Below are 23,705 nucleotides of genomic sequence, written 5' to 3'. Positions count from 1 at the left end.
CGCAAACTGCTTGCCTACCCTTTTTCGCATCGTCCGTCGCAGTCATGACTCTCCCCTATGCCATCCGGCGCCTCTTCGTCGACTTGCCGCGACCGTTCAAGCAGATGCTGGCGATCGTGCTGGATGCCGTAATCCTGCTGGGCGCTTTCCACCTGGCGCTATGGCTGCGTTTCGAGCTGTTCTTCCTGACCGACCAGTATCTGTTCCTGTCCCTGCTGGCCTGCGCGGGCGGCATTGCGGCCCTGGCGGCGTTCGGCGTCTACCTCTATATCCTGCGCTACATGAGCGAGCGGGTGCTGGCCGCCATCCTGGGGGGAATAGTGGTATCGGTCATGGTCGTGACCGCCGGGAACACCTTCCTGCAGCTGGCTACCATCTCGCGCGGCGTACTGGTCCTGTATGCCGCGCTCGCCCTGGTGGGCCTGATCGGCGTACGGCTGATTGCCCGCAAACTGCTGTTCCCCGCCGACCATCACATGGCCGATCCGCGCACGCCGGTGCTGATCTACGGCGCGGGCGGGGCCGGGTCGCAACTGGCCATGGCGCTGCGCGCGGGGCCGCATTACCGTCCCGTCGCCATGCTCGACGACGACAAGCGTAAACACCGCCTGGTCGTCAACGGCCTGCGGGTCTACCCGCCCGAGCAACTGCCCAAGCTGATCGACCGCCACAACATCCGGCAGCTGCTGATCGCGATGCCTTCGGCGCCGCCCAAGCAGATCCGCAGCATCGTCGAAGCCGCCGAACCATACCGCCTGCGCATCCGACTGGTGCCGAGCATGCGCGAACTCATCGACCCCACCAATGGCGTGCGCCTGCGTGACGTGCAGGTGGAGGATCTGCTCGGACGCGATCCGGTCGCGCCCATCGATACGCTGTTGGGCCGCTGCGTCACCGACCGGGTCGTCATGGTCACGGGCGCCGGCGGCTCCATTGGTTCCGAACTGTGCCGCCAGATCCTGGCCTTGCGCCCCCGCAAGCTGGTGCTCTTCGAGATCGCCGAACCGGCGCTCTACGCCATCGAGCAGGATCTGCGCCAGCGCATCGGCGAGCGCAACATCGAAATTGCCGGCGTGCTGGGGTCGGTGCGCGACGCCGCCCACTGCCTGGCCCAGTTGCAGGAGCACGGCGTACAGACCATTTATCACGCCGCCGCGTACAAGCACGTGCCCATCGTCGAGCACAATGTCTCCGAGGGCATACGCACCAATGCCTTCGGCACGCTCAACATGGCCGAGACCGCCATCCAGGCGGGCGTGCTCGATTTCGTCCTGATCTCCACCGACAAGGCCGTGCGCCCCACCAATGTCATGGGCGCCTCCAAGCGCCTGGCCGAGCTGATCCTGCAGGCGCACGCGCAGATCCAGGACAAGACCCGCTTCTCGATGGTGCGCTTTGGCAACGTGCTGGGCAGCTCCGGCAGCGTCGTTCCGCTGTTCCGGCGCCAGATCCTCGAAGGCGGGCCGATCACGCTCACGCATCCCGAGATCACGCGCTACTTCATGACCATACCCGAAGCCGCGCAACTGGTACTGCAGGCCGGTGCCATGGGCGAATCCGGCTCGGTCTTCGTGCTGGACATGGGCGAACCGGTATTGATCCGCGAACTGGCCGAGCGCATGGTGCGCCTGTACGGACTGACGGTAAAGAACTCGGACCAGCCGGATGGCGATATCGAAATTCGCATCACGGGACTGCGGCCCGGGGAAAAACTGTACGAAGAACTGCTGATCGGGGAAGACTCCCGTGAAACCCTGCATCCCCGCATCATGCGCGCCACGGAATACAGCCTTCCGTACGAAACCCTCATGGAGCAATTGCGCATGCTCGATCGTTCGCTGCAAATGTGCAGCCCGCGGCAAGCGGCGGAATTGCTGGGCCAGATCGTACGGGAATATGCGTCGGTGACGTACGCCTAGCCAGCCCGCGCAAGGTTCTAGAACTCGCCGATCAGGTCGGCCAGCGTCCGGTGGTTGGCGCTGGTATTGAAATAGGCCAGTTGGGTTTCGCGGGCCGCCTCGCGCATCGCCTGGTAGCGCGACGGATCATCCAGCAGGCTCAGCATCTCGCGCGCAACGGCATTCACATCGGGTTGCTCGGGCAACGTCATGCCGCCCCCATGGCGCAGCATTTCAGGTATGCCCCCCACGCCCGTGGCCATGACGGGAATGCCGAACGCCATCGCCTCCATGATCGAAACCGGCTGCCCCTCGGACTGGCTCAGATTCACGAAGAAGCTGACCGGCCGGGTGGCGTACCAGCGGCGGATATGCTCGTTGGGGGCCTCGCCGGCAAACTGCACCGACAGATTGGGGGGGCCTGCAAAATCCACGGGCAAGCCCGCCTCTTCGCGCCGGCAGCCGAAATGCATCCAGACCACCTTGACTGAAGGCCGAGCGCAGGCCACCGCCGCCGCCAACTGGCCGATCAAGGGCAGGCGTTTGTTCGGCGTGGGGTACGAGCAGGACACCAGCACGATGCGGTCCGCTTCCGGGCCGGGGTTCTCGTCCGATTCGTGCGCGACGCCCAGCGGAGAAACCACCGTGCGACCCACCGAGGCCGGGTAGCGCTGCTCCAGATAGGCACGCGCCTCCTCGGACAGCACCACGACCCGGTCCAGCCGCGGCAGCGTCATTTCACGATAGGGAATATATCCCTCGTTATTGGGACGGTCCTCGTACAAGTCGTAGCCATGCGCGCGGGTCAGCCGCCGCGCGTGCGTTCCCGGCATCAGCGATATGCCGGTCGACTCCCCTTTGAACCAGTATGTGTACAGCACGTCGTAGTCGCGCAATGCCGACTGCATGCGCAGCGTGTTGGTCGCCCGCACGCTTTCCTTGAAGAAATGCCCCAGATAACGCAGCCGGCCGCGTCCCAGGCACTGCCAGGCTTCGCGCCAGAAATAACCGCGAAACATCATCCACAAAACGGTAGCGGGCAATTGCCAAGGGCGGTACAGATGCGCAAGCTGGCGTTCCACCGCGACCCCGTCGGGCAAATCCGGATCGACCTCGGTCACCTCGCGCACGGGGACGAGCGTCACCTGGTGGCCATACGCCAGCAGCGCCTTGAGTTCGGGCAGGATGAACGACCGCTCCCGCGCGTAGATGTCGGGGTACCCATTGGTAATCAGCGCAATGCGTCTAACCGGCATGCTGGCGGACTCGCTCAAAGAAATCTAACCGCGCGCACTCCTTGCCCGAGAAACCAAGCCGGGACTCGATGTCCCCGCGATCGGGCAATCTGCCTCGCCATTGCGTCACGAAATTGCGGATGTTCTCAATATTCCGATCAATATTGTCTTCGGCATTACCTATATTCAACCAATAGGCAGCGCCGTCGAGATCCGGATCATCATAACCGCCCACGACCGGAATTCCATACGCCAGGTATTCACGCGTCTTCAACGGCGCGGCCTGCGCCATGCCCTTGCGGTGCAAGGCCAGGGTGCCCAGCGCCACATCGGTGGCGGCATAGCGGGCCGCCAGGTCGGCATCGAACAATGCGCCATGGCAATATAGATTGGGCGGGCCCGCCAGTTTCAAACCGGGTACCACCACGTCGAAATCATATTCAGGCATGAGCGCCGCCATGCGCGCCACCTTGTCCGCACCCAACCACGGCTGCCCGAGAGAACCGACCAACAGAAGCCGCGCGCGCGCATTATCCGGCGCAGCGCGCGGCACCGCCTTCGCAAAGTCGTAGCCATTACCGATGACAATACCTTCGGCCTGCGTCGCCGGCACCGTGGCGAGCAACTCTGGCGTGACCGCGACAATACCCCGGGCCTGCCGCGGGAAATACCTGGACGAGGTAATTTCCAGCAAATATTTGAGTTTCGAGCTGGAACGATATTCGTTCCTTGCGATGGAGTTGTATTCGATTATCAGCGGCGCGGCCCGCAACGCGCGCAGTGCCCCCGGCCACCACAGCATTTGCCGGGCGTAAATCACGTCAGGCCGCCAGGCCTCGAGGGCGGCGCCTATACGCGCGCCGGACAACATTGCCGCCACCATGGGGCCGCCAGGACGGCGCTGGCAAAGAAACTCGACCTCATTGAGGGCCGGGAAAGCCGGCGCACGCAGCACGAAATTCCGCACCTGATTTCCAGCCGCTCGCCAGAAATTCCCCTGGGCAAGTATTTTTTTACCAACGCCCGTCCGGGTGTCCGGCAATTCGAAGGTTAGATACGCAATTCTCATGTCACCGAGCCAGAAAAGCCCGGCCATGATAGCATTGCTCACTCAATCTACAGGCCTGTTTCCCACTCCATGGCCGCAATCTTCCTTTCGACGTCCTGAAATTATGTGCGGTGTATTGGGCGCATGGTGGCGACACCACGACGAACACGAAGACGCGCGCTTTGCCGCCGGACTACGGAAGCTGGCCCACAGAGGGCCCGACGATCGCGGCAGCGAGCACTTCGCCGCGCCGCACGGACGCTTGTCGCTGGGACATACCCGGTTGGCGGTCATCGACCTGAGCGCGGCCGGCCACCAGCCCATGCATGCCGACGCCGATCGCCTGGCCGTCGTGTTCAACGGTGAAATCTACAATTACCGGGAACTGCGATCCGAACTGCGGCAAATCGACGCGATCTTCCGCGGCGACAGCGATACGGAGGTATTGCTGGCTGCCTGGCAGCATTGGGGCGTCGCCGCGCTGCGCCGCTTCAAGGGCATGTTCGCCTTCGCGCTGTACGATCGCCGGCAACAGACGCTGACCCTGGCGCGGGATGCCTTCGGCATCAAGCCGATGTACTACCATGCGGCCCCGGAACGCCTGCTGTTCGGCTCGGAATTGCCGGCCGTCCAGGCCCTGCTGCCGCACCCTCCGCGCCTGAACTGGCAGCGCGCCTATGATTACCTGGCCTACGGGCAGTACGACCAGCCGCCAGACACCTTCATTGCCGGCATCCGGCAGCTGCCGGCCGGCCACCTGTTGACGCTGGACCTGCGCACGGGCCGGGCGGGCGAGCCTATGGCATGGGATGACCCGGCATCGCAGGAATGCCGGCCCATCGGGTTCCAGGAGGCGGCCGAGGAACTGCGCGCCCGCTTCCTGGACAACGTCCGCCTGCACCTGCGCAGCGACGTCCCGATCGGCGCCGCCCTGTCCGGCGGCATCGATTCCTCGGCCATCGTATGCGCCATGCGCTGGCTGGAACCCGACCTGCCCATCCAGACATTCAGTTTCATCTCCGACGATGCGCACCGCTCGGAAGAGCGCTGGGTCGACCTGGTGAACCAACATTGCGGCGCCACCGGCCACAAGATACATATCGCCCCGCACGAACTCCTGGACGACCTGGACGACCTCATCCGCGTGCAGGGCGAACCCGTGGGCAGCACCAGCATCTACGCCCAGTACCGGGTTTTCAAGCTGGCACGCGAACATGGCGTCGTCGTGACCCTGGATGGCCAAGGCGCGGACGAACTGCTGGGCGGCTACGGCGGATACCCGACCGAGCGCCTCGCCAGCCTGCTTGAAACCAGCCGCCTTGGCGCCGCCGCCAGGCTGCTGAGGCAGCAAGGCCGCGGCGCGCCCGCCCGGCTGTTGCAGGCCGCCGCGCTGGCCGCCGGCGGCCGCCACCTGGCCAACCTGCGGCATGCCACGGGCCGGCAGCACGCCCCTGCCTGGCTGGATGCGCAGGTCTTGCGCGACCAGGGCGTGACCATGCGCGAGCCCGCCCATGCCTGGGCGGCCGCCACGCCCCTGCGCGGACGCCGCCTCGTCAACGAACTGGCGCACGCGCTGTATCACCGCGGCCTGGGCGCCCTGTTGCGGCACGGCGACAGGAACTCCATGCGGTTCTCCGTCGAAAGCCGCGTGCCCTTCCTGACCCAGGATCTTGCGGAGTTCGCCCTGAGCCTTCCGGAACGCTACCTCGTCTCCGACTCGGGTCAAACCAAGCACATTTTTCGCAAGGCCATGCGTGGGATTGTTCCGGATTTGATCCTGGATAGGGATGATAAAATCGGCTTCGCGACCCCTGAGCAACAGTGGATGCAGGCTACAGCGCCTCAGATGCGTCAATGGCTGGTGGACGCCGCGGACATTCCATTTCTGCGCAACGCCGAAGTCACCGCGCAGTTCGACGCCATGATCGCCGGCGCGACGCCGTTTTCCTGGCAGGCGTGGCGCTGGGTGAATTTCCAGCGGTGGATGCAGCACGCGACGGTTCTGCCATAACGCATACACGACTCCACAGCGACGGGCGCGCCGACCGGCGGTCGGTACTTTCACATCGATACGGACGACCAGCACGTGGCAGCGCTCAGGCCTGCACACACCGACAAGGCAGAGGATTTCGCTGTCGAATCCATGCATGAGTTCGCCGAACGCAGCGAAATAGGAAGAGGCATGAAACTGCCAGAACTTACCCAATCGAGCCGATCGGCCATTGTTGTAGCGACAATTGTCGCCTCAGGACTGCTGTTATTGGGTCTACTGACCGCACCGGCCTTGGAGGCGCAAGACAACCGTTCGAACCAGGATTCTGCAAGGGCGAGCAGCCGTGCCATAAAAACACTGGCTGTCGATACGGCAAAGCTGAGCTGTTTGACGCCAGCACTGATCCAGCAAATCAAATCCGACCTTCCCAACATCGCCGATGCCTACAATGAGTGCCGTGCAGAAATCACCGAGCGCACCAAGGATATGCAGCTCGATGACTTGGGCCATCGGGTGGTTTTTGCCACGATCGCTACAAACGCCTCGGCACCTTTTGGCAGCTTCTCCGCCTATAAGCTACCCGACCTGCTGGCCGCGCCTTCCCTGACATCGGACAATTATCTGTTGTTGCTGGGAAACTACCTTGATGCGCTACACGTGACCCCCAAGCGCAGTCAGATGCGCATGCTTGGTTTTGACGGCGGGGCCACCGGCAATTATGCGCAAGGCATGATCACCATTTCAGGGACCAGTCTGCTGCTAGACCCCACCATTGGCATGGTGGTCAAAATCGGCTTCGATGATTTGCTAAGCAGCCGACGCGCTGCGGCGCGGAATTTCGTGATTGCCTATATGCACGACGACCCGGGCATCACTGCCGTCATGAAGAGAATTTCCAATTCTGTCTATAATGGCCTGTATAAGCCATCCGACTTACTGTATTATTTTTTTAGCCCTGAATATTTCATGGCGTTCAACGGCATTATTCCTGCCGGCCAGCTAAAGAACGTTCACCCGCCGCTCTTGCGCTTCCCTACTCCCGGTGCGACATCCCTGGCAAGAACACAAGCCCAGAACCAGCAGGCAGCCCCAAAGCCGGCGGCGACGGAAAATTGAGCAACTCACATTGACCGTCATGCTTGCATTCTTCTTGCATGCGCAAGCGTAGCTGGGAATGAAGCAAGCGTATATTTTAGCCTCCGAGAGCCAACGTTACCGCTCTCCATACTGTTTTCGCCATGATTCGCAAGAGCTACATCATCGGTTTGCTGTTGACACTGCTACTCGGCTCCGGTCTTGGCGGCTATGCTCTCCAACGCGCCACATCTGCAACGCCCGCTGCAACCAATGCGACTGCAAAGCCAGCCGCCGAACCTGCCACCCGCGAAGTTGAAAAATCCAACGAAAGTCCGCCCCCTGCCGGACTTGCTACGCCTTCAGGATACGACGGCGGTCAGCTCCCTTGTATGCAGAAAGAATCAATGGAGCGCTACGCTTGCCTGGTCAGGACGGCAGGCGAAGGCGCGGCGAACGTTACTCCAGGGGGCAAAGGGGAGGCGGCCGGTGCATCTCCCTTGACGCAGATGTTCATGGTGACCGAAGCGATGAACCTCATTCGCACGTTAGCCAGTAGTGCGCGCTACAGCTGGAATCAAAGCACGCTAGGAGCGGGCTTCATAAAGCCCAATATGGCGCAACAGGAAATTTGCCTGGATGGTGGCTTTGGAATTTGCGGTAACCATCAATACCTGTTTCTTGAACTCATGCACCGATTGGGCTTGGAGGCCAGGTCAGTAGGTTTCTGGTACATAGATCCCAATGCCAATAGCCGAGCCAGCCACGCAGCTGCAGAGGTGTTGGTCGACAAGAAATGGCGCTATGTGGATATCACCTGGGGATCGCTATGGCTCGCGCAGCGGAATGACCTACTGTCAGCCATGTCATTGGACGAAGTCCTGGCCGGGAAAGGCCACCGCTTTACTGGAACGACGGATGTCTGGTATATCGCACAACGGATGGCCAAGTACGATCCATTCATTTACCTAAAGGGGCGTGACCTGCAGGTCACGCGCGACGGTGGCGGCCTGCTCCAAATAAAACTGGCTGACCAAGCGGAGAAGTTTGCGCACATGCCCAATTATGTTGGCACCGTGCCGGAACGCGCCACGATGGAAATGCAGATTTCATCGAACCACAAGCACACCGAACTGCAGGTGAACATTTCCGGCATGGCGGGTTGTAAACAGTCGCGCCTGCAGATAGGCGATGAGGAGTTCGATATTCGCCCCGGCACCATACTAACCAATACGTTCCAGCAACAGGATCGCATTTCGGTCCAAGGCTCAGATCCACACTGTTATGTTGTGCTTTCGTCGATTGAGCCAATACGGTCGGCAAAGCGCGCCAGCGCCCCGAACTAGATCGACCGCGACGAGGGCCCCATGACATCTGCTCTATGTGGGGAGACAGGCCGCAGTGCTATGCAGCCCCCCCCCCCGGATCTGGGGTGATCGGCACAACGTTGCGACAACGGCAGTTTAGCCGCCCCGCTATCTTCAACAGGCATGGGACGGACTTCTCGGCCAACGGATCGTCCGCCCTCCAGCCGTCTTGCACCAGCCCGCGGGCACATGCCCCGACCCACGCCCTGCTTGAACGCAAAGCTGACTGCTTGTTCCCGCACCCATTTCTGCACGGCATGATCCCGTGTCGTATCAGGCAACCATGCTGACTTGATCAGGGTCGGGAACAGGCCGGGCCGGGGAACTTCCAGTCCGCCGTCTTATTTGCCGTACGTGGCCAACGCCGAATCGTGTTTCCGCATGATCTGCTCGATCACGGCCAGATTGGCCTTGGTCCACTCAATCGTCTTGCGCAGCCCATCGTCGATCGATACGTCGGCAGAAAACCCCAGCTCGCGGCGCGCCTTCTCCGGGCTGCCGAAACGCTTGCCCGAGTTGTCCCACGGGCGCTTCGGCAGGCGGTCCAGCTCCGTATTGTTCCCGGTGATCTCGTTGATCTTGGTAGCCAGATCAGCAATGCTGGTTTCCTTGCCACTGGCGATGTTATAGACACCGCCCGGCGTGCCATCCGCCGCGCAGGCGATCAGGCCGTTGGCCACGTCCTCGACGAAAATGAAGTCGCGCGTGGCCACGCCGCCATTCTCCAGCGGCAAGGGCATCCCCTTGAGCGCCTTGTAGATGAAGGTCGGCGTGACGTTGCGCCACACCGTGGCGGGCGTGCCGCGCCAGCGGCCCGCGCCCAGGATTTCCCCCGGACCGTACACGTTCTGGAAGCGCGCGCGCACCGTCGGCAGCTGATGTTGCTTGTGATAATAGACGGAGTAGAACTCGCCGAATATCTTCGACATCGAATACGGGCTGTCGTTATTGTGCAGCGACACGATGTCGGTTTCTTCGGTTGCCTTGGCGTCGTCGAAGGTCTTCTCCGCGATCGAGCAACCCGCGGCGGAATACACCACTTTCTTCAAGCGCTTGAAATGCTTCAAGCGCTCATACAGCTTCAGGGTCGTCAGCGTGTTGTTCTCATGATCGGCGAGCGGATCATGGATGGAGCTCTGATTGCCGTGATAAGTCGCGAGGTGGAACACGTAGTCGTATTCATCCTGCAGCGACGCCAGCAAGGCGTCGTCCGTGATGGACGTCTCGGAGAAGCGCACGGCGGGGTGATCCGGCACATTGATCTTCTCGGCCGACAGCAAATTGTCGACGACATGCACCTGGTTCACGCCCAGCTCGAGCAGGCGTTTGACCAGATTGCTTCCAACGAAGCCGGCGCCGCCGACGACCATGACGTTGGTATTGGCTAATTTCGATGCATTCATGATTACTGGCAACTCTTCAGGTCTTGGGCGCGGACAGGTGGCTGAAAATGTCCGTCACACCATATTTGTCGTACCAGGCCAGTTGCCCGGTAATCGTGTCCTTGAAATCGACCTTGGCCTTCCAGCCGAATTCCGTCTCGGTCTTCGAGGGATCCAGGACCACGCTGGGCACATCGTCCGCCCCCGGAGCAACGACAGGCACGGGTTCGGCCAACGTGGCGCCAACATAGTCGAGCACGACGTCAAACACCTCTTTGATCGAATGCCCTTCGCCGGTCGACACGTTGAAGACCCCGGTCGGCCGTCCTTCCTGCAGACTCAGGTCGGCAATCGCCAGGAAATCCGACATATCGAGGAAGTCGCGCACCGTATCGCTGCAGAAACACTTCTGCCCCGCCTTCAGGCGCTTGTAGAAGGTCGGGATCGGGCCAATGGCAAGACGCGGCCCGGTGACGTTGGCCAGGCGCAGCGACACCACGGGCACGTCGCTCATCATCAGGAACGCTTCACCCGCCGTCTTGGAAATGCCGTAGCTGGTAAAGGGGGCCGTCGGGCTGTCGATCGGAATCGGTACCGTCGCCGGGCGTCCGTAGCACAGCGCGGTCTGGAAATTCAACAGGCGCTTCACGCCGGCCTTCGATGCCGCCTTGGCCACGTTGATCGAGCCCTGCACATTGGTCGCGGCGTCCTCGGCCCAGTCGTCGGGATCCTTGTACGCGGCCGCGCTGTGCACGACATGCGTCGGCTTGAACGAATCGAACGCGCGTTCGAGCAAGCCGGCGTCCGTGACCGAGCCTTCGATGACGCTCAATCCGGCCACGGGTGGCAGAACCTCCCGCTTGCCGGTCGCGAAGTTGTCGATGACCAGGATTTCGTGGCCCTGCGGCAACCAGTGCTCGATCAGGTTCGAGCCCAGGCAACCCGCGCCTCCGGTGATCAGAATACGCATGGGATCACTTGTTCTCGTTGATCTTCAAATGGGTGTAGCCACCCGAAACACCATACTCGCGAAAATACGCCACGGCAGCGGCGACGGTCTCTTTGAGCGGCGTGAACTCGATCTTGCCGAAGTCCTGGATGGTGCGCGACGGATCCAGCAGGATCGACGGCGCATCGTCCGGCCCCAGCTCGCGGATCTCGGGTTCCGGATAGGACGGCAGAGCCATGGCCTCGACGACGGCGTCGTACAGTTCCTTGATGGCGACGTCGGTGCCCGACGAGAAATGATAGGCGCCGTGCCCGACGCCGTCGACGGCACGCACCGTCGCGCGGGCCAGGTCCTTGACGAAGACGAAATCACGGCGGGCCTTGGTCACGAAGCACTTCTTGCCTTCGGACAGGCGCTGGAAGAAGATCGGCAGCGGGCCGCTGACGTTGCGCGGACCGACCACGTTGGCCAGGCGGAAAGTCACGAAATCCAGGCCCGAATACTCCAGATAATCCTCGTTCGCCGACTTGGAGATCGCATAGCTGCTGTTGGCCGGGTTGCGCGGATGATCCAGGCGCACCGGCTGCTGGATCGGCTTGACGCCGTAGCACAGGGCGGTCTGGAAATACACGAAGCGGCCGACATTGTTCTTCTTCGCCGCTTGAACGACGTTCGAACCGCCGACGCAATTGGTCAGCGTATCGTTGTACCAATCGTCGGGATCCTTGTACGACGCGGCGGTATGCACGACCGCGTCAGGCTGCAGGTCGCCGATCAGCTGGTTGACCAGGGCGTGGTCGGCAATCGACCCTTCGACGAACGTGAGATTGGGATGGTCCTTGAGGTGCTCGCGACGGCCGGTGGCGAAATTATCGATCCCAACCACCTTGTCGCCACGCTCGAGCAGGAGCTCCGCGATGTGCGAGCCGATCTGGCCGCAAATACCCGTAATAAATACTTTCTTCATGACTGTGCCTCAATGCTTGATTTGTTGCCTAGATTGTTTGCCTGTGTACATCATGGAACTGCTGTTGCCAAAGTTCCAGGCTCAGGAATGCCCAGATATTGCGACTGAACAGCCCCTCTTGCTCCATCATTTTCTCGATATCGAAACCGGGGGCCAAATAGGCGCGGCTGCGCGCATTCTGGCTCCGGAACGTGTCAAGAATGAACTCGCGCGCTTTGCCGCCTTTGCGCATCCAGACTTGCAGCGGAACGGGGAATCCCATCTTGTCCTTGCGCTCACGGATCGCCTGGGGAAGCATATCCTGGAAAGCGACGCGCAGCAGGCGCTTCAATTCGCCGTTCTGGAATTTCACATTGGCGGGCACCGTCGCGACCAATTCGATCAGCTTGTGATCAAGGAACGGCACGCGCGACTCGATGCCGTGCGCCATGCTCATCCGGTCTTCTACCTGCAGCAAGGCTGGCAGCAGCGTCTTGAAATCGAAATGGGTGATCGAATCGAAGTATGATTCCTTGCCGACATTCTTGCCCCAGAATATCTGCTTGAAATCATCGAACGAGGATGCGATACCCTCGAACATCCCCCAGTTGACGACGTTTCCGAAGGTATTGGAGCGGTTGATCAGACGATAATAGCGCTTGTCCCGTGAATCAAAAATCCCCTCAGCCATGAACTCCTGAATCAGGGGCTTGTAATTGCGCAGCGTACGGAGATTTGGAATGATGGATTCATAGGTGACGATGTAATTGCCGTCGTGCATGGTGCCGTCCAAGGCACCCTTGATGCATTGTTCCCAGTATGCGATCAGATACCGGGCGTAACCCCCGAACATCTCGTCGCTGCCCTGTCCGCCCAATACCACCTTGACATGATCCTTGGCCAGGCGCGACACAGCGTATTGGGGGAACGAACCAGGCCCGGCCACCGGCTGGTCAAGGTGATAAATTACCTTCGCGATATCGTTGACGAAATCGTCTTCGGTGATATCCACCTGATGCAACAGGATATCGTGCTCGTCCGCCAGGGCCTGCGCATAACGAGACTCGTCGAAGGCGTCGCCCAGAGCGAATTTCCCCGTAAATCCCTGGAAACGGGAGCTCCTACGCCCATGACGCGCCATCGCCGCGACCAGGCTCGAATCGACACCACCACTGATATAGGCGCCAACCTCGACGTCGCTGCGCATGTGCATATCGACCGAATGCTGCAGCTTCTCTCGCACCTGTTCGACGAAATACTTTTCGGTATGATCCCAGTCGAGATCGTATTGCACTTCCCAGTATTGCCGCTGTTTCAGTTCCAGGTCGCGCCCAACATAGCCGCAGTGTGCCGGTTTGAGCTGGCGCACACCAGCAAATAGCGTCTTCTCACCCAGGCAGAACTGAAAGGCAAAATAGTCATGCAGCGCATTGGCATCAGTCTCGACGCGATTCAGGAACGGCGTCAGCGCTTTGACCTCCGATCCAAAATAGAACCCGCCCTGGACACAGGCATAGTAGAAAGGTTTGATACCGAAGCGATCGCGCGCCACGAACATCTCACCGCGCTTCGCATCCCAGATCGCGAAGGCGAACATACCCTCCAGACGATCCACGCAGCGTTCGCCCCACTTCTCGTACGCACGCAGAATGACTTCAGTATCCGAGGTCGTCTCGAAACTGTCCTCACCAAGCTCTCGACGCAATTCTATATAGTTATAGATTTCGCCGTTATACGTTATGACGTTACCCGAATTGCCGCGCATGGGTTGCGCGCCCGACACCAGGTCGATAATGGACAGACGCACATGTGCCAAGCCCAATCGCCCCTGCGGGTCTATCCATGTGCCATGCCCGTCGGGGCCTCGATGCTGCTGGCGTGCTATACCTACTTGAAGCTGTTGTTCGATCGCACTGACCGACTTCCCCTGGTGCCAAAGAGCGCCGAATATTCCGCACATATATTGTCAATAAGGCTGATTGTCTGAAAATAGCTTGCTAGCCCTTTCAGGCCACGGCAGGCACGAGTGTAGCAAGTCGTCCGATCCTGTAAGGCAGCGGCTAGCCGCGAAACCTGGCGATCAATTTCAACAGCATTGGCTTCAACGCCGACTTGGCCGGCGTCGGTAGCATCCCCCACAAGCGGGACAGGGTGCGCTTCCAGACCGGGCGAGGATCGACACCAGCGCCAACCCCGTCCCCAATACCGGCCACATTGATACTGAACGACTCATGCTTTCCTGGCAGGGCCGACAGAGATGCCAACGCAGTGTACAGCGGCGCGCTTACCGCCTCCCAGTGGAAATGCTGCCGGAAGTATCGCCGGCCACACTCGCCCTCGCGCTGTCTCAATTGGGCGTCGACAGCGTAATGGTCGACGACGCGCACCAGTTCGTCACCGTGCGCAAAATCCACAACGCTTCCACATCCCGCCAGGGAAATCTCCTGCGCCACGAATTCCAACCTATTGGCCAATATGGGCAAGCCCGCCGCCATATACTGCGACAGCTTGTTTGGACTGCAATATTTGCTGTTCAACGTAGTCGGCTCGTACGGCACCAGCCCGACATCCGCCTGCGCCGCTGCCGCGACCAATGCGTTTTCGGCAACAGCCTCGGGAAAGAATATCCGGGTACCCAGCAAGCCAGTCCGCTCGGCCAACCGCTCCAGTTCGCGCTTATAGGGCCGGTCCGGTCCGCGCAATTGCAGGATCGCACTCGGATGGGTACGGCCCCACGCCTCGATGAGCAACGCCAGTCCCCTGCCGGGCATGAAGTTCCCCTGAAACAGAAACACGCACTCGTCCCTTGGTGCATGCTGCGGCGCCGGCTCCGTGGCGGCCTGGAGTGGCTCGCAGTTGGGCACCGCCTCGAAGGAATGGCCATAAAAATTCGACATGTGCGCGGCCAGTTGAGGCGACACCGAAATCGACTTGTCCACTTCCGACAGCAGGCGACGCTCGAGGCGCTGCCACAATGCAACCTCCCAAGGCGCCGTGGCAGGTCCCAGTGAAGTAGGCCAGAACTCGTGCGCGTCGTACAGGACCGGGATCCCATACAGCCGCTTGAGCACGACAGCGGCGATCAAGGAGTCGAAATCCGCAGCGACTATTGCCGAGTATCCGGACGCATTCATTGCGGCAGCAACAAGCGCCTGGCTCGTACGGCGCAAATAACTGCACATCCAGTTGAACTCATAGGCCCGCTCAGCGGTCACACCGCCGTCCACCAGCACGTTCAACTGGGCTTGCGACATCTGCTCCAGCATCCGCAAGCGGCAAAGGACATCCAATCCGGCCCCCTGCTCATCCTGCATCAATGCCAACCGCTCCCAGTCGGCGCCAGTGCCCCTGGGCTGCGTGATTTCCAACCCGCCCTGCGCGCGTTGGCGGACAAGGGGAGCGGCGATATCGTCCGCCATCCCCATCACATGCACACGAATGCCGGCAGGCGCGAAATCGGCAACCCAGCCTATCCGTGGGTCGGCGGCGGGCAGATGCGCGCACAGCAACAACACGTTGTCGCGCCCGTCAGCCGGCACGCGCCGAGTAGGCGCCGCGCGGTTCGGCTTGCGCTCCAACGCCTCGGCCACAGCCTGATCCAACTCCCCGATGAAATGCTTCATCGAATAGATCGGATTGGCGATGATTTCGTCATAGACACGATCGACGATTTCACCCCGCAGCCGTGGATCGAGCACATACTCGCACACCTGCTGGAAATTACCGAGATCCTTGCGCAGCGGCACGAAATGCTTCCAGGGCTGGAAAATGTCGGAATAGCGGCCTTCGTACATGACCTGCAATGTACGGGCAGCGCCCGCCTCGAAGTGGCGCGGCGATATCTGGTTGTAGTAGACGTTTCCTTCGTAGGGCTCCAGCTGCTGCAGAACCCATTCACTGTACTTGTGTTCGTCCGTGAAATCGCTGCGACGCTGCTCCAACTCGCCGCACAATTTCTCGACCGCACCATCGAAGTCGAAGATGCTGGCTCCTGATTCAACACCCAGCGTGCTCTTCGATCTAGCGAGGAAGCGAAACCAGTCTTCGCCCATGAGCCGGTCTTCCCAGCGACTCGAAATATCCGTTTTCAGGCCGGTGCCTTGCGCGGCATGCAAGACCTCGTCGCCGATCCGGCGCTTGTCGTATGCCAGCCGGCCAAAATACAGCGGCTGCAACGAGCCACGATAAGAAATATCGATGTCGCGTTCAACTCCAGTCGTCGTCCGGGCACGCAGCTTCGGCGTCACGTATCCGGTATACATCTGCCGAAAAACGACCCGGTCGCCAACCACGTCGGGAGGATATACCTTGGCACGTTCCTGCGCGTCCACACAGGTGAATACCAGATCGAAAGCGCGGCTGCCGATGAACTCGGCCACCGCAAGGGTGCGATATTGCTCATCCTGCTTGAAGATTATCTTCACCCCCTCATACTGACTCAATGCCGGAACAAATTGGCGATCTATCGACTCGAGGTTGGCAGGATTGTAGGAAATCGTGTTGTGAATAATGACGCCATCATAGGCCGCCAGACGATATCCTTCACCGCGCGTCAGGGCGGAGGCGGCGCCAAAGAGATTCAGGATATCGACGTGGAAGGCCGAATACGCCTTGACGTACCCGATGTTGTCGAGAACGGTTTCGATCCCATTTGGATCGTAGTAGCAGACGAGCAGCAAACGTTCCACGCGTCTCATCGAGCCATCCTCCCGCGTGGCGCGCCATCGAGTTCACCCTGGCCTTCGCACATGCTCAGCGCCCCATCAAGCGGGTTTTAGCGGCACGTACGCCACGTACGACCTGGCGACGGAAGGCCGCCGGCATCGGGATGCGATGCCATACCCTCCTTGCCAATGCAATGCTGCGACGGTAAGCCGCCCCGGCATATCGCCGCGGCTGTGCGCGTAAATATGCGCGCCGGGCCGCCTTGCGTTCGGCAAGCATGATTTGCGCCCAATTCCCCATGGCGGTGGACATATGTCCAGCCAGTTGCTCGCGCTGCAGGGTACCTGACAGAATGGAAGTGGACAGGCACCAGCCGGACGTGCCGGACGGCATGATCACATGGGCAGCGCCGTGCCGATCTGTAGCCAGTACCGGCGCCGCATAAATGCGCGCGCGCGGCCCGCACAGCCACCGTTGCTCGATATCCGCGTCCACCCCTTCCACGAAGCTGCGGTACGAGTATCTCCCGCTGGCAACGATGTCCTCATAGGCCCGCTCCGTCATCCTTTCCAGGAAATCCAGGTCCTGCAGACGCGCAAAGACTTCATCGATATTGGCGTAGTCCTGGCTCAGCGCAATATAGTGCACGCCGGGCGTCAGCGCGCCAGAGTATTCCCCTTCGAACAGCACCAATGCCGTTCGCAAACGAATCGCCTCGAATATCTTGGGCGAAATCTGGTTCATGCGGATATTCCGTTCCAGCGGCTCGAGCAACTCGTTATAGAGTTCCGCGAATGGCAGCTCGGGATTCTGCGCGAGACGCCGTTCTATCTCGCTGCGCACATTGCCATCAAAATCAAAGACGTTGGATCCGCTTTCCGTACCCAGCGTTGCGCGCGCCGAACCCAGGAAGCGATACCAGTCCGTACCGTAGATCCGCTTTGTATCGTCGACCTCGATATCGACCGGCAACCCGCGCTCTTGCGCCAGTGCCTTCACGTCCACACCTATCCGATACTTTTGCCATCCCAGGCTGCCATAGAAATATGGCAACATTCGGCCGCGATATGCCACCAGGATCTCGCGCTCACGCAGAGGAAGCAGGTACTGACCCAGCGATGGATCCTCGGGCACGTAGCCGGTCAGGGTAGACAGGAACTCGGTCCAGTGGAAGTCGCTGGCAGGGTAGACATATTCGCGGCCTGCCGGCGGCACGCAGGTATAGACAATGTCGAAAGCCAGGCGCTTGATCCAAGCCTTCGCCGTATTGGTCGTATCGTATTCATCCTGGATGAAGAGGACCTTCAGCCCGGTGAAGCGCCGGATTCGCAGCGCCATGGGCTCGGGCAAATAGTCCTTCAACGACAAACGAACGGCATAATGCATGATGACCACGTCGAAAACCGACAGGTCGATCTCCGCCGCCAGGCGCCGATCCTGCTCGGGCGACTGTCGAGTCACCGGGAGATAAAATATGTTGTGGCGGGAATACTTCTGAAAAGCACCAAGGTGCTCTTCGACGGTTCCAATATGCGTCCAACGATCGTCGTACAACACCAGAACGTTCAGGCGGTGATCGAGAGGCCGCCGCAACAATGCCAGGTAGGCGTCCTCCACCATTGCGCCAAGCGCCGCGCCATGGCTTGCCGCATCCAGCAACGAGGAGCCGGGCTTGTGATCGGCACCGGCCTCCGCCCGCCCTTCCGCCAACGAACTATGCAGCGCCGCCACCCACGCCTGCGCCTGCAACTGGCACTCACCCTCGGCCCTATCCAGGACTGGCAGCCCGGCCGCTTCATATAGGGCCTGTGCAGCCCTCCGACGCGACGTCCAACGAGCGTCCATGTTGAAAGGCAGGATGCCAGCCATGGCATCCGCACACTGGGCACCCAAATCCGCAGCGCTCGGCGTTGGCGTATGTGACACATTGCCATGCGCAGCCAATCCCCGCCAGGCCGGCAGTTGATCATCGGCGGCGCCGCAAAAAACGAATTTCCAGTCGGGTAGCAGATGCACCAATTGATGCAAGAGTTCATAGTCGAGCGCTTCGTCGATCGGGCCATGATAAAGAACCGATCTCGACGGTACTGCCTCTTGCGGTACGCTCAGATATTGACCGAAATTCGACCCGTAGGCATCCGCCAATACCTCGATACGACCCGCATACTCCCCATACCGGCGATAGGTGGCCGCTACGTGCTCATCGGTCGCGACAAGCAGATGCACATAACGGGGCATGGCCTGGCGGAACAAGGTCGCCGCCTCACGAAGCGCGACCGTCGCGCCAGCACCTACCGCAACGCCTCCTCCGCTCGCGCGGTAGACCGTCATCGCGTTGGGCCAGCAATCCAACAGCTCCAGATAAGCGCGACAATCTTCCAGCCAGAACAAGGGGCGCCGGATAGAGTGCTCATGCAAGGCTTCAGTCAACCGATCGACCGCTTCGTGCGTCGGCTGAGCAGTCATGGCAACGACCTCTATGCCGCCAGACATTCGTAGCGGCCCGGTTGGCGTAACCGAGCCTGGTTCCACGACCACCACCGGCAACTGCCCGGCGAAATGCCGCGCTCTGACGTACCGCGGATCCAGCGGGTCCTCCCGCCAGGGCTGATCCGTAAGGATGATGACCGCATCGAAATGCCGGGCCAGACCAGATGCGCTGGCCTCCGTATATCTGGCTACCGTCACAACGCCCCCTCGAAATTGCCCTTTACGCGACGGAATGCCTTCATGCCGCTATAGAAAATAACCAACGAAATCCCGAACACATAGGCCAATCCCCACGCAGACGGGCTGGCATGATGAATCAACGGCTGCCGATAACCTTCAACGATGATATAGAGCGGATTGAACTCGGATACCCGGCGCACCACTTGCGGCATCATGTCCAGTGCGTAGAAGACTGGTGTCGCAAACATCAGGACCGTCAGCACGCTGGGCAACACGAAACTGATATCCCGCACGAAAACGGTGATCGCCGACAACCACAGTGCAATGGCCGCGATGAAGAAAAACTGCAACAGGATAACCAGTGGAATCCAGGCAACATGCCAACTCGGCATCGAGCCATCCGCGACCAGCAAAATCGTCAGAAACACGAGGCTGACCGTCAATGGCACGACACCCGTCGCCACGGCCGCCAACGGCAGAATTTCCGTCTTGAAAGCGAGATTCTTGACCAAGCCGGATGCTGAAACGACGGACATGGTTCCTGCCATCAGTGCCTCGGACAAGGCGATCCAGGGACCGTAACCGCTGATCAGCCAAGTCACATACGCCAGTGTTGTATCCGCGCCCGGCAGTTTCGCCTTGTAGACGAAACCAAATACAAAGGTGAAGATGCCAAGCATGCACAGCGGATTGGCGATCGCCCATACGCTGCCCAACCTCGAACCGAGGTACTTGTCGCGCACGTTAAGCACAAAGAAGTTGTATATCAGGCCGATATCGCGCCGTTCCAGACCAAATATTCTCATGACCAGCTAGGATAAAAGTGATGCAGTCGCTTCCGACGGATATAGCAACATGGGCACACCACCGGTAGGCGGTTGCCGTACAAAAACCTCGAAAATCATGCTGCGAGACGCCACAAGCGCCTGGCCAAGCTCGGCGGCGATCTCCAGCCGATATACCCCCTGCCCCAGTACGAGTGGCCGCATGGCGAACTGAACGCGCGCCACGCCTGCCTCCGTGTACTTATCCAGCGCAATGCGCCGTTGCGTGACGACCAGTCCGTCCAGGCGCGTCACCGACATGACGAGCTGGGCCTCTTCACAGCCAGTGGGGACCTGGATTTTAGTACGTATCAACGCATCCTCCCCGGCCTCGAGAAGCACCCTTTGGGTCGCCGTATCGCCTTGCAGCACGTACAGTGCATCGACGTCCCAGCCGTCCAGCGAGAACCGGGTGCTGGCCTCGTCCCGGAACCGCTCCAGCAGCTTGGCTTCGTCCTCGCTTCGCACCGCGTCGATATAGGCCTTGCATACCTGGTCGGGCAGGCCATCCATGACGATTTTCCCCTGATCAATCCAGAGGCAGCGATTGCACATCGACTGAATGGAAGCCATCGAGTGAGACACCAGGATGACGATCCGCCCCTTGGCGCAAATCTCCTGGATCTTGCGGGTCGCCTTGGCGGAAAACTTGGCATCGCCCGCAGACAGTGCCTCATCGATAATCAGGATCTCCGGCTCCAGGCACGAAATCATCGCAAATGCCAGGCGCGATTTCATCCCGGTGGAATACGTCCGCACCGGCATGTCGATGAACTCACCCAACTCCGCGAATTCGATGATTTCATCGATTACCGCGTCGATTTCCACACGACTCTTACCCTGCACCTCGCCGTCGATGTAGATATTCTCGCGCCCGCTGGCATGCTCGCGCAGCCCCAACCCCAAGGTCATGATGGCGGTTACCCTGCCATGCACGTCTATCTTGCCCGCCGTCGGGGCCGACAATCCGGCGACCATATGCAACAGCGTGGACTTCCCTGCGCCATTGCGGCCTACGATACCAAGCCGTTCTCCGTTGCGGATCGTCAGGCTGATGCCATCGACAGCAATCTTCTCGCCAGGCCCCGTATTCGCCGAGGATTGGGCGGATACCAGGGCATCGGAGAGGCCAGATTTCCCGATGGCGTAATGCTTGCGTACATCCGATACCTGGATCCAAAGGTCGGAGTCAGTCATCGATCCACCCGCTTATTTCCATTGGCAAGATCGTTGTTCCTTGTTCCAGCGTGCCGGAAACTTCGAGCACGTATCCATTCCCAGTAGTCCAGCCCCGTGCGTCGCAAATTACAGCTTCATCCTCTGCTCGAGTTTTTTCTTTTATCAGACCCACGGTCAGCGAGTACTCGCCCGGCGCGAGGGGCAACGCCGGAACCTTCAGTTGCACCCGCCGACGGCCATTGCCGCTTCCGATCGGCCGTTGCCCCAGCAGCATAATGTCCCAGCCGATACCGATACGCATCAGTTCCACTGAATAGGTAAAAACCAGCGGAATATCCTCTTCCGACTCGATATCAAACTCGAACACGGCGTCTTCGCCCGCCACTGCATGCCAAGTCGCCCTGTCGCTGTCGCAGAATCGCGCCAAGGCACCATCCGGCACGGGCAAGTCCAGATACTTGACGACGGCGGCGTCGGTTCGGCCTGACGCCACGATGGAGCCGCGCTCAAGAATGTGGGACTGCTGACACAGCTTAAGGGTCGATACCCAGTCATGGGTAACTAATATTCCCGATGCACCATTGAGCAGTAGATTGCGCATGCGGATCCAGCACTTGGCCTGGAAATGCTCGTCTCCGACCGACAGCAACTCGTCGATCAGATAGATTTCGTGTCGCATGGCGGTTGCCGTTGAAAAATACAAACGCGCAGCCATACCCGCCGAATAAGTCAGGATCTTGCGGTCGAAATCGGCGCCCAGCTCTGAAAACTCCGCGATGTCGGCCAGCAAGTCGCCGCGATCCTTGCGCGGCGCTCCCATTACCGTCAGATAGCGCGTGGCATACTCGCGGCCCGACAACTCTCGGTTGCCGAATCCGCCCATCTCGAACAGGCCGCATACCTGGCCACGCACGTCGACAGTGCCGCTGGTGGGTTGATATACACCGCCCAGTACCCGCAGCAGCGTGCTCTTCCCAGCGCCGTTGCGACCAAGAATGCCCACGATCTTCCCGCGGGGAACCTCCAGCGACACGTCCCTGAGCGCAGCAAACACCTCGCCCCGTACAGGCAGAGCACAGAACATGCGCCAGATGTTCTGCTCACCGCTGATAACAAAGGACTTGCTCACACCGTGGCAACTGAGCGCTATTTCCTCATCGCGACGGATAGCGATGCTCATGGCGCCCTCGACGCGTCGTAACCCTGGTCGCGCAACAACCGGCGGTAGACCCTGTCCATGCGTCGCCCCGCCGCATCGGTGGAATGCCACTTCAACGCAAAGGCACGGCTGCGTCGCCCGATCTCGGCACGCTTTTCCGGATTCTCGATGAGGTCCTTGACTACATCGTAGACCGTCTCAGGCGTCGCGTTGACGACCGGCAATTCGTCTACATACTCCGGAATCTCGGCGCGCATGCTTTCCAGCCACTCCGGCCGCAAGAAACAGACTAAAGGCTTGCCAAGCATCAAGGCTTCACGTCCGTTGGCTCCAAAAAAACCAAATGACAACATATCAAGAAAGATATCGGCCTGGACTTGATAAAAACGAACGTCACGGTTGGGCACGTCTGTCACCGAAAGCAATTCAATCGGGTAGCCTTCACTTCGCAAACGATCGATCAACGGCAGATACACGTGCGTGGATTTTATGTTAACCCCACTGTCATCGGTTCGATCCTTAAGGTTGCCTACCGCATGATATAGACAGATCGTCCCCTGTGGATATTCTTTCTTGAAACGTACCGGCACTTCCAAATCCGGATGCAGAAGATCAGGATCTATGCAGTAAAACTCCGGCTCCTCATGAACCCGCGGATCATCGTTGTAGTCTGCATGGTTCCCCCCAATTAGACACTGATAGTCCGCCATCTGATTTCGATACTTCCCCCAACTCAAATTCTTTTCATCGCTACAAACATCAGGTCGGGTACGCCATACACAAATGGAACACACCGACGCCGGCGGCCATTGACTGAATGTCGTCTGCGATACACCGTCGAGGCACCCGCTATTTGAATAAACAATCTTCTTGCCCAGATATCTGAGCGCTTCAATTTCGAAGTTACGATGAAATTTCTCGGATATGGACAACTGAAACGGAAAACCAAAAACCATTCCGCCAATATTTGAAAAATGGAATATATCGTATTTCCACAGCGCTTTCAGATAGAAATCCAGCTGCTCCTGATAGCCTTCTTCACCATGTTTGGTAAAACGAAAGTCCTCGCCATGATAGTAAATCTGGGAACCTTCATGCATATCCCAGTTGAGCACATCAGCACGCCAGCCCAGCCTCCGCAACGCATGCGAGCAATTCCATGCGTGATAGTACGACTGCCCTACGTAGAGTACCGCTTTGCGCGGCAGGAATTTTCGCCGAAATCGAAAGAGCGGCCCAAATACGTATTTCACCAGAAATACATAGTTCTTCTTGAAGAAATCTTTCTCAATAAAATTCTTTACAAACTCAAGCAC

16 protein-coding genes are annotated in these 23,705 nt (G+C 59.7%); 4 read left to right on the top strand and 12 right to left on the bottom strand.

Annotation, left to right across the window (positions count from 1 at the left end):
* The first annotated feature begins 44 nt into the window (after positions 1-44).
* Positions 45-1,919, top strand: a complete 1,875-nt coding sequence (wlbL, locus tag LK409_RS21120) for an O-antigen biosynthesis protein WlbL (protein WP_010927314.1) — start codon at positions 45-47, stop codon at positions 1,917-1,919.
* Positions 1,920-1,936: 17 nt separating this feature from the next.
* On the opposite strand, the gene LK409_RS21115 is transcribed toward wlbL, so the two are convergent.
* Both LK409_RS21115 and LK409_RS21110 read right to left on the bottom strand, forming a co-directional pair.
* Entirely contained in the window at positions 1,937-3,154 is a 1,218-nt protein-coding gene (locus LK409_RS21115; RefSeq protein WP_010927313.1) for a glycosyltransferase, read from the bottom strand.
* Positions 3,144-4,244 carry a glycosyltransferase family protein gene (locus LK409_RS21110; protein ID WP_010927312.1) on the bottom strand — a complete coding sequence of 367 codons (1,101 nt, stop codon included), beginning with the start codon at positions 4,242-4,244 and terminating at the stop codon, positions 3,144-3,146. The genes LK409_RS21115 and LK409_RS21110 overlap by 11 nt, the downstream gene beginning before the upstream one ends.
* A 61-nt stretch (positions 4,245-4,305) precedes the next feature.
* On the opposite strand from LK409_RS21110, the gene asnB (LK409_RS21105) reads away from it, so the two are divergent.
* The 3 genes from asnB (LK409_RS21105) to LK409_RS21095 all read left to right on the top strand — a co-directional run bounded on the left by asnB (LK409_RS21105) (position 4,306) and on the right by LK409_RS21095 (position 8,594).
* A complete protein-coding gene (gene asnB, locus LK409_RS21105; protein ID WP_010927311.1) occupies positions 4,306-6,192 on the top strand; it encodes an asparagine synthase (glutamine-hydrolyzing) in 1,887 nt (628 codons plus the stop codon).
* A gap of 171 nt (positions 6,193-6,363) precedes the next feature.
* Positions 6,364-7,290, top strand: coding sequence for a hypothetical protein (locus LK409_RS21100; RefSeq protein WP_226376456.1), 927 nt, complete (start codon positions 6,364-6,366; stop codon positions 7,288-7,290).
* 122 nt (positions 7,291-7,412) lie between these two features.
* Entirely contained in the window at positions 7,413-8,594 is a 1,182-nt protein-coding gene (locus LK409_RS21095) for a transglutaminase domain-containing protein (protein ID WP_010927309.1), read from the top strand.
* Positions 8,595-8,956: 362 nt separating this feature from the next.
* Here LK409_RS21095 and LK409_RS21090 read toward each other — a convergent pair whose 3' ends face one another.
* The 10 genes from LK409_RS21090 to LK409_RS21045 form a co-directional block, all read right to left on the bottom strand.
* Complete coding sequence (locus LK409_RS21090; protein WP_003807093.1) at positions 8,957-10,030, bottom strand: SDR family oxidoreductase; 1,074 nt, start codon at positions 10,028-10,030, stop codon at positions 8,957-8,959.
* 4 nt (positions 10,031-10,034) lie between these two features.
* The gene (locus LK409_RS21085) at positions 10,035-10,967 is read right to left on the bottom strand and encodes an NAD-dependent epimerase/dehydratase family protein (protein ID WP_003807092.1); all 933 of its coding nucleotides are present in this window, start codon (positions 10,965-10,967) and stop codon (positions 10,035-10,037) included.
* Positions 10,968-10,971: 4 nt separating this feature from the next.
* A complete protein-coding gene (locus LK409_RS21080) occupies positions 10,972-11,913 on the bottom strand; it encodes an NAD-dependent epimerase/dehydratase family protein (RefSeq protein ID WP_003807090.1) in 942 nt (313 codons plus the stop codon).
* A gap of 28 nt (positions 11,914-11,941) precedes the next feature.
* Entirely contained in the window at positions 11,942-13,852 is a 1,911-nt protein-coding gene (gene asnB / locus LK409_RS21075) for an asparagine synthase (glutamine-hydrolyzing) (protein WP_003807086.1), read from the bottom strand.
* 100 nt (positions 13,853-13,952) lie between these two features.
* Positions 13,953-16,589, bottom strand: coding sequence for a glycosyltransferase (locus LK409_RS21070; protein ID WP_010927308.1), 2,637 nt, complete (start codon positions 16,587-16,589; stop codon positions 13,953-13,955).
* Between the two features lie 55 nt (positions 16,590-16,644).
* Positions 16,645-19,023, bottom strand: a complete 2,379-nt coding sequence (locus LK409_RS21065) for a glycosyltransferase family protein (RefSeq protein ID WP_226376455.1) — start codon at positions 19,021-19,023, stop codon at positions 16,645-16,647.
* Positions 19,024-19,241: 218 nt separating this feature from the next.
* Positions 19,242-20,033 (bottom strand): ABC transporter permease, encoded by a 792-nt coding sequence (locus LK409_RS21060; protein WP_003807080.1) that lies wholly within the window; start codon positions 20,031-20,033, stop codon positions 19,242-19,244.
* Positions 20,034-20,039: 6 nt separating this feature from the next.
* The gene (locus tag LK409_RS21055) at positions 20,040-21,248 is read right to left on the bottom strand and encodes an ABC transporter ATP-binding protein (protein WP_003807078.1); all 1,209 of its coding nucleotides are present in this window, start codon (positions 21,246-21,248) and stop codon (positions 20,040-20,042) included.
* Complete coding sequence (locus tag LK409_RS21050; protein WP_003807073.1) at positions 21,241-22,410, bottom strand: ABC transporter ATP-binding protein; 1,170 nt, start codon at positions 22,408-22,410, stop codon at positions 21,241-21,243. Before LK409_RS21050 ends, LK409_RS21055 begins: the two co-directional genes overlap by 8 nt.
* Positions 22,407-23,705, bottom strand: coding sequence for a glycosyltransferase (locus LK409_RS21045; protein WP_010927306.1), 1,299 nt, complete (start codon positions 23,703-23,705; stop codon positions 22,407-22,409). Before LK409_RS21045 ends, LK409_RS21050 begins: the two co-directional genes overlap by 4 nt.

It is taken from the genome of Bordetella parapertussis, from assembly GCF_020735925.1.
Lineage (GTDB): Bacteria > Pseudomonadota > Gammaproteobacteria > Burkholderiales > Burkholderiaceae_B > Bordetella > Bordetella pertussis.
This window is presented reverse-complemented; position numbering and strand designations above follow the sequence as displayed.